The organism is Bacteroidota bacterium (assembly GCA_018692315.1).
Lineage (GTDB): Bacteria > Bacteroidota > Bacteroidia > Bacteroidales > JABHKC01 > JABHKC01.
The window spans coordinates 1-15,704 of record JABHKC010000091.1 but is presented as its reverse complement, the minus strand read 5'-3'; the positions used below and the strand labels follow the sequence as shown (position 1 = coordinate 15,704).

The following is a 15,704-nucleotide window of genomic DNA, read 5'->3' as shown; positions in this document are numbered from 1 at the left end:
TTCAATTTTCAAAATATAAAAACAAAAACAAATGAAAGAATATATAAGTCTGTTTTTCAAAGGTATAGGAATGGGTGTAGCTAACGTTATTCCTGGAGTTTCGGGAGGCACTATTGCTTTAATTACAGGAATTTTCGAAAAATTAATAAATTCAATAAAGTCGTTTAATCTGATTGCTGTAAAACTTTTATTTACTGGAAAGTTTAAAGAATTTGCTAAGCATATAAATCTTTCATTTCTGATATCAGTTTTTCTTGGAATTGCCGTTAGTATCATTACAATTGCTAAACTTTTTGGCTATTTATTCGATAATTACCCTATTTATATCTGGGCATATTTTTTCGGTTTAATTCTGGCATCGGTCTATTTTGTAGGTAAAACAATTTCGCGGTGGTCTGTGGTAGTTATAATAATATTTATGGTGGGTACTGCAGCAGCGGTTTTTCTTTCCACTTTGAATCACGCTACAGAAAACGACTCTATCTATTACCTTTTCATTTGTGGAATAGTGGCAGCTTGCAGCATGATTTTACCAGGATTGTCGGGTTCGTTCGTTCTTATTTTGATGGGGAATTATAAACTTGTTATGATAGATGCAGTGAACAATATGGATGTAATAATTCTAATCCCTGTTGTTATAGGAGCCGGTTTTGGTTTACTGGCATTTTCGTATCTTCTATCCTGGATTTTTAAAAACTACAAAGATCAAACAATTTCACTTCTAACGGGTTTTATTTTTGGATCACTTTCAATCCTTTGGCCTTGGAAAAAATCTTTCGATAGTCTGGGAGACTTAATCACTACCAACAAATTTGGAGCATTCATCGATTCAAATGGAAAATTATTAGAAGAAATAAAACCATATGCTTACGAACGTTATTTACCTGAGCAAATGAATTCCGTTATAATATTCTCATTAGGTCTAATGATTTTAGGGATTATTTCAATTTGGGCAATCGAAAAGTTTGCTGAATCGAAATCTTAGAAAATTATAAGCGTAAAATTAAAGGTTCATTAGCTATTAAGTTAATAAACATAGGCAGATAAATCAAAAATACTTGATAGTAACGACAGCAATTGCATTATTTCGTCAGGTCTGATATTCAACATATTCAAATAGTGATAATCTAATATCAAAAAAATATTGTTTTCAGCAAAAAAATGAAATAGGCTTTTTTATTTCACATTATTTTTTATCTTTGTAAAGTTTTTATTGTAAATATTAATTTTAGAAATTAACTATGGAAACTTTAGAAAGAAAATTCAGAGGCATATTGATTTTTGCTTTATTAGTATTGATATCGTATAATGGTTATTCGCAACTTCATTTGAGCCCCGAAAATGCACATCTCGGCGATAGTATAACAATCGAAATTACAAGTCCGGAGATAAGCTTTTCTTCCAACCCAAATTGTGTTTGTCCGGACTATTATTATGTTTGCGACACAAATTTAGTTTTATATCAGTATAACACTGATTTCAATACATTTACAAATATCACTCCAATAGTAGTAAATATTGTCGATTCTACTACGGTTGAAGCCACTTTTATCTTTGAGTCAAGCCATCCGGTAGGAGAATTTGGATTAATAATTGGCGCTCCTTGTCAACTTATTTGTAGTTTTGTTTTCGAACTTAATCCATCAATTAAAGCTTCAACGAACCTAATTGTTGCAGACACCTCATTCACAGTAACATTTACAGGAATTGGATTAGAATTTGGTCAGAATTCCGAAACTTTTGCTTTTTATTGGAACGAAAATGGAGGATTTAGTTATTATTGTCCATCGAATACTTCAGTCAGATTAAAACAATCAAACGATTATATTTATACTGATTCGATTAGTAACATAAACTTTTACTACAATAGTAATACAGATTATATAAGTCAGTTAGATGCCACTTTTTCCATCGATACATCGATAGCTGATTATGGTTTATACAATGTATTTTTTTATCATACGAGTACTAATCTAAATCAAAATAACACTATTTACTTTTATGAAGACTGCAATGCAAACTTTCTATATGAAACTGATGGATTTGGCGTGATAGTCGATTTAGAATATGAGATATATGGATTAGACGGTATTGAAGCATATTACGACATGGGTGACGGAACAATCATAAACGCTACAAATAGCCTAATACATACCTATTCTCTTCCAGGCACATATACCGTTACAAGTTATGTGGTCTATCAATCAAGCAATTATTCATGTTCAGATACTGTTTCGCAAAACATTACAATTTCGTGTTCTGACATAAATATTAATGTAGAATTTGACGATTCACTTTATTATCATCTAAATGCTGTTTTCCCCACAAGTGAATATTCATATTTATGGGAATTTGGAAATGGCGATTTTAGTACAGACCAAAACTCAAATTATTATGAATATAGTAACTTTGGGGCTTACGTAGTTTCATTATCTTTAACTAATAACTACGACACAAATATATCCTGCCTCATGCTCAGCGATACTGTATTTGTTTATCCCAAATCTCAATATGATCCGATTGTTTTTAAACCAAATTCCGAAATAGGAAAGGATGCACTGATTAAGAGCTCAAATATGAATGTAAATTATGGTGCAGTTCATTACCATAACATATATTCTACTCCCTATTCTTACTCAATCAGAAGCTTAATATATTTTGATATTCCGGAAATATGCGAAAACAACCATATTTCAAATGAAAACATTATTTCATCAAAAATTCACCTTTACGAAAACGATTTTTACAGTAATGGATTTTACGGACAATCTCATTTAGCCTATACAGTTACAGAGTTATGTAAAATTACTTCGCACTGGGACGAAATTTCTGTAACATATGCAAACCAGCCAACTTTCGACACTCAAACATCACAGGTAGATACACCTTTTCAAAATAGTATAAAATCGCCATATTTTGATATAACTGAATTTGCCAAAGAAATAAATACAACACCGGAAATTAATCATGGATTTTTATTAAAAGTCAAAGACGAAAATTTAGAATATGGTAGAGGAGTTTTTGCCTCAAGTGATCATTCCAGTGATAGTTTACATCCTGAACTAATAATTTATTATTCAGGCTTCCCGTATAACACTGGACTTCCTTTTGGTGTTTTCCAATGTCCAGGAGACACTATTACTCTCACAGCAATTGAAGGATACGTTTCTTACGATTGGTCAACTGGCGAAACCGGTAAAGAGATTCAAGTATATGACACAGGGCAATATACTCTTAGCTATACAGATTTTAACGGAAATGTTTATGATCATACTGTTAACGTTTATTCCGAAGGATATCCGCTTCAAGAAACTATTGATACTGTTTTCGAAATTGGAACGTATATAAACCTTGATCCTGGCGATGATTTTGATTCGTATTCATGGAGTGATAATACTTTTGAGCAAGAAAAACTTATCTTTAATAATGAAGATTTACAAGTACAACTGATTACCGAAAATGGCTGTACAATCTCGAAAGAATATCATGCCCTGCTGAAACAAACCATTGAATTGTCGGCAGGTTGGAGCATGATTTCTACTTGTATAGATCCCGTTCATGCAAATATTGACAGCATTTTTGCTGAGTTAAATAGCCTAATTATTCTGAAAAACCAAATGGGACTGACATATCTTCCGGCATATGAAATAAATCAGATTGGAAATCATACACTTGGGCAAGGATATCTTGTAAAAATGGAATTAAGCGAAAATCTGGAAATAGTAGGTTCTTCAATTTCTCCTGAAAATATTCCTATAAATTTAAGCAGTGGCTGGAATATGATTGCATTCTTACATCATCAGCCCGTTTCAATTGAATTTGCACTTTCAGGAATTATTGCTGATATTGAACTTATTAAAAACGATTTAGGGCAGCTTTATTGGCAAAGTTTTGGAATTTACACTTTAAGCGAACTTTTACCAACCGAAGGCTATCAAATAAAAATAAATTCAAATCAGGTTTTTACATATCCGAATTTTTGCAGCGGTTCGTTTATAGATGCAAGAGATGGGCAAAACTACAATATGACTCAGATAGGAAATCAATGTTGGATGGCTGAAAACCTGAATGTTGGAGAATGGATTTTGTCAAATAATCCTGGACAATCGACAAACCAGATTATTGAAAAATATTGCTACGCAGACAATTCTATCAATTGCGAAAATTATGGTGGTTTATATAAATGGGACGAAGTAATGCAAAATTCAACTCAAGAATCATCGCAAGGTATTTGCCCCGATGGCTGGCATATTCCTTCTGACAATGAATGGTATGTTTTGGAAAATTTCGTTGATCCTGCAATTAACGATCCCACAATTGAAGGCTGGAGAGGAATTTCGGCAGGAACAATTTTAGGAAATGGAGGTTCAGCACATTTCGAGGCTATCGGAAAAGGATTTTTCTATACATCCTACAACGATCCAAATTCTACTTATATGCTTAGCTCCAGCGAAAATACGCCATCTATATATTATTTCAGACAACAATCCTCAAACTTTACAAAATTCTATAGAGGCCAAACGCTTAAAGATGCAGCACTTTCTGTAAGATGTATAAGAGATTGATGATTTTTTTAGTTTTCAATTTTTGATTGAGCCCAAAATGGAATTCATTCTTGCGAAAGCAGAAATCCCTTCCACAGATTTCTACATTCAAAGGGATTCCTGCTTTCGCTGCTAAATCTTTTTTTGAGGTGTTGGAAAATAACTTTCATCCTATAAGTATGAAATATCAAGTTCAGTTTATTGTCCTATCATTTACTTTTGTCTTGACACAAAAGTAACAATTCCGATAGCTATCGGAACAAGAAAAAATGATGCTACAACCCACATTCCAGCACCCGCCCGCCATTTTTTCTGGCCAACACCTATAATTTTTATGAAATTGTATGCTTATTTTTTTCGGAATATACGTTTCGGACTTTCAGCCCTTTTTTCCTTGCAAATTTCAGACATAGACTTTCACTGCGTTTCAGCCTATGCTTTTACGTTTAATCCTTTCAGGATAAAAAATTTAAGCGATTTACAAACATTGGTTTTTCATAAAGATTGAATATACGAAAAAGGAAATTCTTTTTCCAGCAGCTCAAAATAAGATTTAGCCACTTTTCAGTTCACTGATTAGATACAAATATTTATATTATCTTTGGAAAAGTTTTTTTTAATAATATTTATTTTAAGAATTAAATTATGGAAATTTCTAAAAGGAAATTCGGAAACTTATTGATTATTTTTTTATTGGTTAATTCAACAATCACTTTTTCGCAATATACTTTTAGCCCAAGCTCAGCCAAGCTTGGTGAGAGCAAGAAGATTACGATTAGTGTACCACAACTTTTGATTTCCGACGACCCAAATTGTCAATGCCCGAATTGTCATTATGTCTCAACATCGAATGTAGTATTGCGGCATCATAACCAAAACTATGGAACTTTTACTTATATTTATCCTACTCAAATAGATGTCATTGAAAACTCAACTATCGAAGCATATTTCGATTTTGACGCAAGCCATCCTGTAGGAGAATTTTTGTTGCTTCTCGGCTATCAAACAAGCTGTCAATTGACCAACGGTCAGATATTCATCTTAAAACCATCATTCTCAATATCTCCAAATGTCTTGGTTTCAGACACATCCTTGACAGTAACATTTACAGGGCTTGGAGTTGAATTCGATCAAGTATCGGAGGCTTGTGCCTCATATTGGAATGCAAACGGTGGCTTTGAAAATCTTTCATTATATGCATACAATATCCTATTATTTGGAAATGGTAGCTATATTCATGCAGACACAATAGAAAATTTAGTTTTCAATTACAATAACAATAATAATTATGATAGTCAATTTGACGCACATTTCACCATGCCCTCAAATGATGCATATGGGAACTATACCATTAGGATTGATCCGGGTGGCTGTGGAATTTGGCAACACAATGCTTTCCTATATTATGAAGATTGTAATGCAGATTTCAATTATCAAATTGAAAATTTTGGAATTAATCTAAGTTTGGAAGACGAGATTTACGACCGAGATGGGTTTTCAATATTATTCGATATGGGAGATGGCAACATTGTGCAAGCATTTGATGATTTGACATATACATATTCCTTGCCCGGAACTTATGATATTACTTGCTATCAAAACTTTCAATCAAACTACTATTCATGTGCCGATACAGTTGTAAAAACAATTACGGTTTCTTGCTCAAACCTGAATATTGAAACAAGTTTTGACGATTCGGTACATTATTATTTCGACAATATCTTTCCAACGAACGAGTATTCAATTTTGTGGGATTTTGACAATGGCGATATTGCCGAAAACACTCTTTCTGGATATTATCAATACGATTATTTTGGAGCTTATGCATTGTCCTTAAAACTTACCAATTATTCAGATACAAACTATTTTTGCAAATTTACTGATACAATTTATTATTACCCATTCGAATCAAATTCGAGTGTAACAGTCAAACCAAACGCAAGTGAGGGTAAAGATGCAATGATTGCAAACAACCAGGAAAATACAAATTTCGGTTCATCGGCAAATTTGAATATCTATTCACAATTAATAAATTCTGTAGAATACTATAACAGAATTCTTATACAATTTGATATTCCTGAAATCTGTTCAGAAAATTATATCTCAAACGAAAATATTACTTCTGCTAAAATAAAACTGTACTATAATCCTCTTAGTAATAACGGATTTAATGGTGGCGAGAATTATGATCATACATACACTCGCGTTCGAAGAATAACTGCTCCATGGGACGAAGATATAGCAACATGGGCAAATCAACCGGCTTATGAAGAATCTACTAACTTCGAAACTCCCATTGAAGAAACAGATGGTCCTGCCTATTTTGACGTAACCGACTTAGTGAAAGATATAAATCTGTCGCCCAACGAAAATTTTGGATTTCTAATAAAAGCATCAAATTTACTGCAATTTTATTGGTATAGTCGTGGAGTTTTTGCTTCAAGCGACCACTACAATTCAGATCTCCATCCTGAATTGACAATAAATTATACTAATTTGCCCCCAAGTGCCGGATTGCCTGAAGCAATTTTTTCTTGTCCAGACGATACAACAACACTTATAGCTCTGGATGGATATCTCTCATACCAATGGTCAACGGGTGAAACCGGAACTACAATTCAAGCGAGCGACACAGGATATTACACATTACAATATACAGATTTTCATGGTACTACCTTTATAGATTCTGTTCATGTAATCTCTGAAGAAATGAACCTATATGAAACAATTGACACTACCTTCGAAATTGGGACGTTTATAACTCTCGATGCTGGCGAAAATTTCACATCCTATGTTTGGAACGATTCAACAAATTCTCAATTCAAAATAATCACAAAAAATGAGAATTTATCAGTTTCATTATTGACCGAATTTGGTTGTAATGTGTCAAAAGATTATCATGCAAAGCTTCAACAAACTATTGAATTATTCACAGGTTGGAGCATTATCTCAACATGTATAAATCCTGAACAACCAAATTTCGATAGCATTTTCAGCGAGCTAGATTATTTGACAATTGTAAAAAACCAGTTAGGTTTGGTTTATTATCCTTCGTTTAGTATAGATCAGATTGGAAATCATGTAGTTGGCGAAGGTTATCAAATTAAAATGGAAGCAAGCGAAACTCTTAAAATTGTTGGAGCTTTTGTTTCTCCGGAAAATACACAGATAAATCTCAACAGTGGCTGGAATATTATTGCATATATAGACCACAAACCCTCGCCTATTCAGTCAGCTTTCGCTGAAATGATTAACGATATCGAAATTGTTAAAAACGACGATGGACAAGTTTTTTGGCCGGCATACGCAATAAATCTGATTGGCAATTTAATGCCCACCGAAGGCTATCAAATAAAGCTTTCAACAAGTCAGAATTTCAATTATCCATACAATTGTACGGGATATATTATTGATGAAAGAGATGCTCAAACTTACGAAATGGTTCAGATAGGAAATCAGTGTTGGATGGCAGAAAATCTGAATGTTGGGGAATGGATTATGTCAAATAACTCAGGACAATCGACAAACCAGATTATTGAAAAATATTGCTATGTCGATGATGCCAACAATTGCGAACTTTATGGCGGACTTTACAAATGGAACGAATTGATGCAAAATTCAACTCAAGAATCCGTTCAAGGAATTTGTCCCGATGGTTGGCACATTCCTTCAGATAATGAGTGGTATATAATGGAAAATTTTGTTGATTCAGCAATTAACGATTCCACACTTGAAGGCTGGCGGGGCGTTTCAGCAGGGATAGATTTAGGTTTTGGAGGCTCAACAAATTTTGAAGCAATCGGGAAAGGCTATTTTCACATATCTTATTACGATTTTTCCTCAAGCTACTTTTTCACATCAAGCGAAAAAAATACAAATTCTGCATATATTAGGAGCTTAAGTCCAAGTTTTACCAATTCTTACAGGAGTGGATTTGATAAAAACGCTGCTTTATCTATTAGATGTATTCGGGACTAATTTTAGCGGCATTCAAAAATTGTGTATAATGGGACTGAATTAAATTTTATTTGATTTTCATTTCAACATTCTAAATTCTTGAAGATTTTTTTGTTTTAGCTAACAACTTTTACAATTTTATCAGAAAGAATCATGAAAATATTTTTTTTATTCATATAATATTTTATCTTTGTACAGTTTTTATTTGTAAATATTAATTTTAAGAAATTAATTATGGAAACTTCTAAAAGAAAATTCGGAAATCTATTGATTATTCTTCTATTTGTTATTTCTTCAGCAAACATACAAGCCCAATATTCATTTTCATTTTCCCCGAGCGCTTCAAGTTTGGGCGATTTTATTACTATCACAATAACATCGAACAATATGAATTTTACGGATAATCCGTCTTGTGTTTGTCCTAATTGTCATTATGTTAATACATCAAATATTGTTTTAGCTCAGTATAATTCCTCATATTACAACTATTCTTACATCAATCCTTACCAAATAAATGTAATTAGTTCTACAGTTGTAGAGGCAGATTTTGCCTTTGATGCAAGTCATTCTGCGGGCGATTACAATTTAGTAATTGGCTTTCAAGGTATTTGTGAAGTAACAGGTTTCGACAATTTTCATCTTGATCAATCAATTACAATATCGAATAATGTGTTTACGCCAGGGACAAGCCTTTCCGTTACTTTTACAGGGCTGGGTGTAGAGTTTGGTCAAGTTTCTGAAACTTGTTACTCATATTGGACACCATATGGAAATTTTGAATTTATGGCAATTGGAGCCAATACCATTGAAATAACAAATAACACTGACTCTATTGCATCAAATAGTATTAGCAATTTGGCATTTTATTACACAAATAATAATAACTATACCAGTCAATTCGATGCCAGTTTCTTTGTTCCTACTAACTTGCCATATGGCTATTATGATATAATTATTCATGCAGCCCCAGGTTGCGAGTTAGTTGAAGAAAATGCTGTATTAATTGCGAACGACCAGTTTTCTTATAGTCCAACCTATGCAAGTTTAGGTGATAGTACAACATTAACAATATCATCAAATAGTTTGAATTTTTCAGACGACACAAGTTGCATATGCTCAAACTGTCTGTATGTTTCTACATCGAATATTTGTTTGATGCAAAACAATTCCTCCTACAATTCTAATCATTATATTTTCCCGTATCAAGTAACGCTCATTAATTCTACTACAGTAGAAGCAAGTTTTGCTTTCGATTCCAGCCATCCTGTTGGCAATTTCAAAATGATAGTCGGATATCAAACTCCTTGCGAAAATTTTAGCGATTATAATCTATTTCAATTAAATTCTTCATTGTCAATAACACCAATTAATATTTATCCAAACACCTCTCATTCTATAACTATTTCAGGATTAGGAGTAGAATTTGGACTATTTCCGGGCACATGTTCGTCATACTGGAATATATACGGAGGTTTTGATTTTTTCCCTTTAGGGGCAAACGATATTGAGATAAGTAATGGAAATATATCTATTGAACCTGACAGTATTGCAAATTTGACATTTAATTACATTGATAATAACAATTATATTAGTCAATTTGATGCATTTTTTAATATCCCGGCATATGCTACCAATGACTATTATGATATTGTTTTAGAACATGGATCTTGTGAAATGACTAAAGAAAATGTTGTATATATAAACGATTTTCAATTATCATTTAATCCAAATATTGCAAGTTTGGGCGATAGTTCAACAATTATCATAAATTCTAATACAATGAATTTTTCAGCAAACCCAAATTGCAATTGTCCGAATTGTCATTATGTTACAAGCTCAAATATATGTTTAGTTCAATCTAATGATAGTTATGGAACATCTCACTACATTTTTCCATACCAAATAAATGTTATTGATTCTAATACAGTAGAAGCAAGTTTTGCTTTCGACTCAAGTCATCCTGTTGGCAATTTCAAAATGATTGTTGGGTACCAAACTGCTTGCGAATTTTTAAGTTATAATTATTTCCATATAAACCCTTCATTTTCTATAAGCCCAAATATTACCCACCCAAGCGATTTGTATTCTATCACTGTTTCAGGTTTGGGTATAGAATTTAGTCAAGTTCCGGGTGATTGTTATTCATATTGGAATATGAATGGAGAGTTTGACTTTTTACCAATAAGTGTAAACAATATAGGATTAATAAATGGATATACCTCTATTCAACCGGATAGCATTGCAAACTTGACATTTAATTACACAAACAATACTAATTATATCAGTCAATTCGATGCTTTCTTTAATATTCCATTAAATTCTGCATATGGCTACTACGATTTAGTTTTGGGGCTAGGCTCATGCCAAATGATTAAAGAGAACATCGTTAACATGGAGTACAATTGTAATGCCTCCTTTGATAGTCAATTGACTGATTTTGAAGTTGATTTAAATCTAAGCTATGAAACTAACAATTTCAATAGTGTTTTGGTTCAATACGATTTCGGAGATGGTACAATAGTAACAGGTAACGATAATGTAAGTCATATGTATTCTGTTCCGGGAACATATGAGGCAAACTGTATTGTAAACTATCAAACTAATCTTTATTCTTGTATAGATACTTTTTCAGAAACAATAAATATTTCTTGCTCTATCCTTCACATTACTACAAGTTTAAATAACCCTGCTTTCTATTCGTTTAATAATAATATCCCTATAAATGAATATTCATTGGTTTGGGACTTTAGTAACGGAGACATTATGGTTGATACATTAACCGGATTTTATCAATACAACTATTTTGGCGACTACGAAATATCATTGACTCTTACAAATTTAATAGACACATCAAAATCTTGTATTTTAACAAATCCATTTAGTTACTCCCCTTCATCAGATTCAATTTCAAGTGTAACTCTTAAACCCAATGCTGCGTTCGGGAAAGATGCAATGATTGTATATAATGACCTTAGTGCAAATTATGGAACATCTCCTAACCTCAACATTTATTCTTATCTAATGTTTTCTGAGCCTTATCATAGAAGAAGTCTTATTCAGTTTGATATACCAAGCTTTTGTGCAGAAAATGACATTTCCAGTGATAACATAATTTCTGCTAAGATTAAATTATTTCACAATCCAAATATAAGTAACGGATATAGTGGCGGACCTCATTATATAGGCTCAATTGCTTCAGTTAGCAGAATTACTGAATTTTGGCATGAAGATTTTGTAACATGGTTTAATCAACCCTCACACGATGTGCAAACTTCAATAATTCAATATCCTATCAATTCATACTGGTCTTCAATTAATTTTGACGTTACCGACCATGCAAAACATACTAATTCTTATCCGTATGAAAATTATGGATTTTTAATAGAAATTCACAACGACCAGCAAGAACAAGGACGATGTGTTTTTGCTTCGAGCGATCACATAAATAACCTTCTGCATCCTGAATTCACGATTGACTATTATGTACCTACAAATGGATTGCCGGAACAAGTAATTTATTGCCCCGGCGACACAGTATCTATATCAATTATTGAAGGATATTCTACATACGAATGGTCAACCGGAGAAACAGGAACCTCAATCCAAGTTTATGATTCCGGATATTACTTCATTGAATTTTCAGATTTTAATGGAAATACCTATAATGATTCAGTACATTTGTATATTGGAAATAACAATTACATAGAATCAATTTCGGAGAATTTAGAAATTGGCACTGCTATTACTCTCGATCCTGGGGCAAACTTCGTATCATATTCTTGGTATGATGGTTCTACCGGACAAGAAAAAATTGTCTTAGATGAGGGAGTTTATACAATTTCTCTAATCACCCAAAACAATTGTTTGGTTTCAACAGATTTTCATGTTTTTTTGCAACAAACCATCGAATTATCAGACGGTTGGAGCTTAATCTCTTCATGTTTAAACCCAAGCCAAACAAGTTTCGATAGCATATTCAGCGAATTGAATAATCTTGTAATTTTGAAAAATCAGATGGGTTTAGTTTACTATCCATCCTTTAATATCAATCAAATTGGGAGCCATACTGTAGGAGAAGGCTATCAAATAAAAATGGAAATGAACGAAACTTTAATTCTAACAGGAAGCTTAGTTTCACCTGAAAACACCTCAATTTATCTAAATAGTGGATGGAATATTATTGCGTATTTACATCCTCAATCTTCACTAATAGAAACCGCTTTATCAGAAATAATTGGAAATATTGAAATTCTGAAAAACGATGATGGACAAGTTTATTGGCCTGCCTACGGAATTGATCTCATTGGAGAAATGCATGCAAGCGAAGGATATCAAATAAAAGTTACTTCAACCCAAAATTTTTCCTATTCCGAAGATTGCTTTGGTTATTTTATTGATGAAAGAGATGGTCAAACATACGAAATGGTTTCTATAGGTAATCAATGCTGGATGGCAGAAAACCTGAATGTTGGAGAATGGATTTTGGCAAACAATCCTGGACAAAGCTGGGATCAAATTATTGAAAAATACTGCTACGTAGATGATGCCAACAATTGCGAACTTTATGGCGGTTTATATAAATGGAACGAATTGATGCAAAATTCAACACAAGAATCCGTTCAAGGAATTTGTCCCAATGGCTGGCATATTCCCTCGGATTATGAATGGTATATTTTGGAAAATTTTGTTGATTCAACAATTAACGATTCTACAATTGAAGGCTGGAGGGGCGTTTCAGCAGGGATAGATTTAGGCTATGGAGGCTCAACAAATTTTGAAGCAGTAGGAAAAGGATATTTTCACATATCTTATTACGATTTTTCCTCAAGCTACTTTTTCACATCTAGCGAAAAAACCGGCACAGCTGCATTTTGCAGAACCTTAAATCCGCAATATTTTGGCAGTTTCAGAGGAGACATGCTAAAAGAGACTGCTTTGTCTGTAAGATGCGTTCGAGACTAATGAAACATCAAATACTATATTAAAATAGATATTTCGTTATGCAAATTTCTAAATTATCAAACGGACAATTTTTGAAACATATTCCACAATGGATTTTCCTAATAGGAATTTTAGTAACATCGCTTGCTTTTTCTAATAAAATAATTGATCCTACACATTTACCAAGATATTTGACAACTTCGGTTTTTCTTTTTCTAACACTGATTCTAATTGTTTTATCGAAAAAAGAAAAAAAGATTAAAATAGATTTAATTCTAATTTTATATTTTATCTATGTTTTTTTCGAGCTAATTTCATCTTTTTGGGCAAACACAAAATCGGAAAGTTATTACGATTCTTCTAAAGTATTATTGGGCTTTATTGTTTTTTTAATCGTTATTTATTTCAATAATAATATTGAAAATTTCTTAAAATACCTTTCTATATTGTCAATAGCAATAATTTTAATTGGCTTTATAATTTTCATTTTTCAAACCAGAAGAATCGAACATATAAATAAAGATGTACTTTACGAAGTGAGTGGCATAAGCGGAAGCAAAAACCTGTTTTCCAGTTTCTTATTTCTGCTAATCCCATTTGCAATTTATGGAGCAATTCTTCACAAAAAATCTCTTCGTTACGTTTCAATTTTTGCAGCAACTATAAGTCTGGGAATAATTATTTTTCTTCAATCGCGGGCAGTTTGGATTGGATTTGTTGCAACAGTTTTTACAGCTATTTTATTACTAATCACATTTTTAAGAAAAAAATCGAAATCACTAAAATACTTTTCATATTTTCTGATACCTATATTATTGATTGGCTTTATCGTTACGATTTATTACTTGCGAGGCGATATAAATAGTTTTATTTCTCGAATAAATATTTTCGATTATAATAACACAGCATCGAGCCGTAACAGGTTATTTCTCTGGGACAGAACATTTTGCTTCTACAAATCGCACTTTTGGTTTGGAGTTGGTGCCGGCAATTGGCAGGTTTTTTTTCAAAGTTGCCCTTTGGGTGGCTTTTATGTTGGCGACATGCACAATAATACTATACAACGACCACACAACGATTTTATATGGGTTCTATCCGAAATTGGTATTTTTGGCTTTCTGGCATATTTGAGTTTCCATATTTTATTAATTACAAAATCCATTAAATCAGTTTTTCGATCAAATGCAAACAATGAACCTTTTCAAAACATTGTTTTCATTTCGTTTTTGATAGGATTTATGGCAATTTCGTTTTTCACATTTCCACGAGAACGTCTCGAGCATATAATTTATAGTAACCTTCTTCTCGGAACAATTTTTTATAAGATAAAAAGAACAAGTCGGGAAACTATAATTTTTCCTGAATATAAAATTAAACAGATTTTTCTGATAATTCCAATTATCCTAATTTTTTCGATTATTTTCAAAATTTCGCACGACAGAATTAGGGGCGAATTTCATATGCGAAATTATTACTATTATAAAAGAAAATTAGAATGGAAAAATGCAGAAGAAAGAAGTAAATTGGCGCTATCAAAATTTTACACTCTCGACCCATTTTCCATTCCAATAAATTGGTATCTTGGCACAGCACAAGTAAATCAGAACAATATTGACGATGCTTTCGAAAATTTTAAAATTGCTGCTAAAATGAATCCATATAATGTTCATATTCTGAACAGTTTGGCTTCGGCTTTTGAAATTACTGCAAAAACTCACAACGTGCCAGCCCGGCACTATTGGGCAAAGAAGCACTATTTAGATGCACTAATTATTAGTCCAAGATTCGATGAAGCCAAATTGAATTTAGCCGCTATATATTTTAACGAAAACGATTTTGAAAATGCTCTTTATTGGACGAAATTGGTGAATGATACCAATCGCCGAAAAAAAACGTATTTGCAAATAATTAGTGCCTCTAAGAAAACAATTCAAAATTGAGAAAAACCAAATTGAGAAAAATTGAACTTTCTTGAGAAACTTAGTTTCAGTGCAGACTGAAAATTGGAATCAAATAAAACATAAAATATTACCCAAATAATACTGTTTTCAATAAATTCAAATTATCAATAAGCATTAGAATCTGTGCAAAATTCTTATTTAGTGGTTCTAAGAAAACAGCCAATTTTTATAAAATAATTAATTTTTGATGAGATTTCTATTTTCTTTCATGCAGTAAATGCTTTTGTATTAGACAAATGAAAAAAATAGAAATATCGCAAAAAGAGATGTTTTTAATTTTGAACTGTTTTCTTAGAGGCAC

Annotated in this window: 5 protein-coding genes; all 5 read left to right on the top strand. The window is 32.3% G+C overall.

Annotated elements, in window-relative coordinates; translation table 11 throughout:
• Window positions 1-31: 31 nt before the first annotated feature.
• The 5 genes from HN894_07390 to HN894_07370 all read left to right on the top strand — a co-directional run bounded on the left by HN894_07390 (window position 32) and on the right by HN894_07370 (window position 15,382).
• On the top strand, window positions 32-985 hold the full coding sequence (locus HN894_07390) for a DUF368 domain-containing protein (GenBank protein MBT7143148.1): 954 nt from the start codon (window positions 32-34) through the stop codon (window positions 983-985).
• A 256-nt stretch (window positions 986-1,241) separates the two neighbouring features.
• On the top strand, window positions 1,242-4,565 hold the full coding sequence (locus tag HN894_07385; protein MBT7143147.1) for a DNRLRE domain-containing protein: 3,324 nt from the start codon (window positions 1,242-1,244) through the stop codon (window positions 4,563-4,565).
• A 624-nt stretch (window positions 4,566-5,189) separates the two neighbouring features.
• Window positions 5,190-8,522, top strand: coding sequence for a DNRLRE domain-containing protein (locus HN894_07380; protein MBT7143146.1), 3,333 nt, complete (start codon window positions 5,190-5,192; stop codon window positions 8,520-8,522).
• A gap of 213 nt (window positions 8,523-8,735) precedes the next feature.
• Window positions 8,736-13,463 carry a DNRLRE domain-containing protein gene (locus HN894_07375; protein MBT7143145.1) on the top strand — a complete coding sequence of 1,576 codons (4,728 nt, stop codon included), beginning with the start codon at window positions 8,736-8,738 and terminating at the stop codon, window positions 13,461-13,463.
• 38 nt (window positions 13,464-13,501) lie between these two features.
• Window positions 13,502-15,382, top strand: coding sequence for a hypothetical protein (locus HN894_07370; protein MBT7143144.1), 1,881 nt, complete (start codon window positions 13,502-13,504; stop codon window positions 15,380-15,382).
• Window positions 15,383-15,704 lie beyond the last annotated feature (322 nt).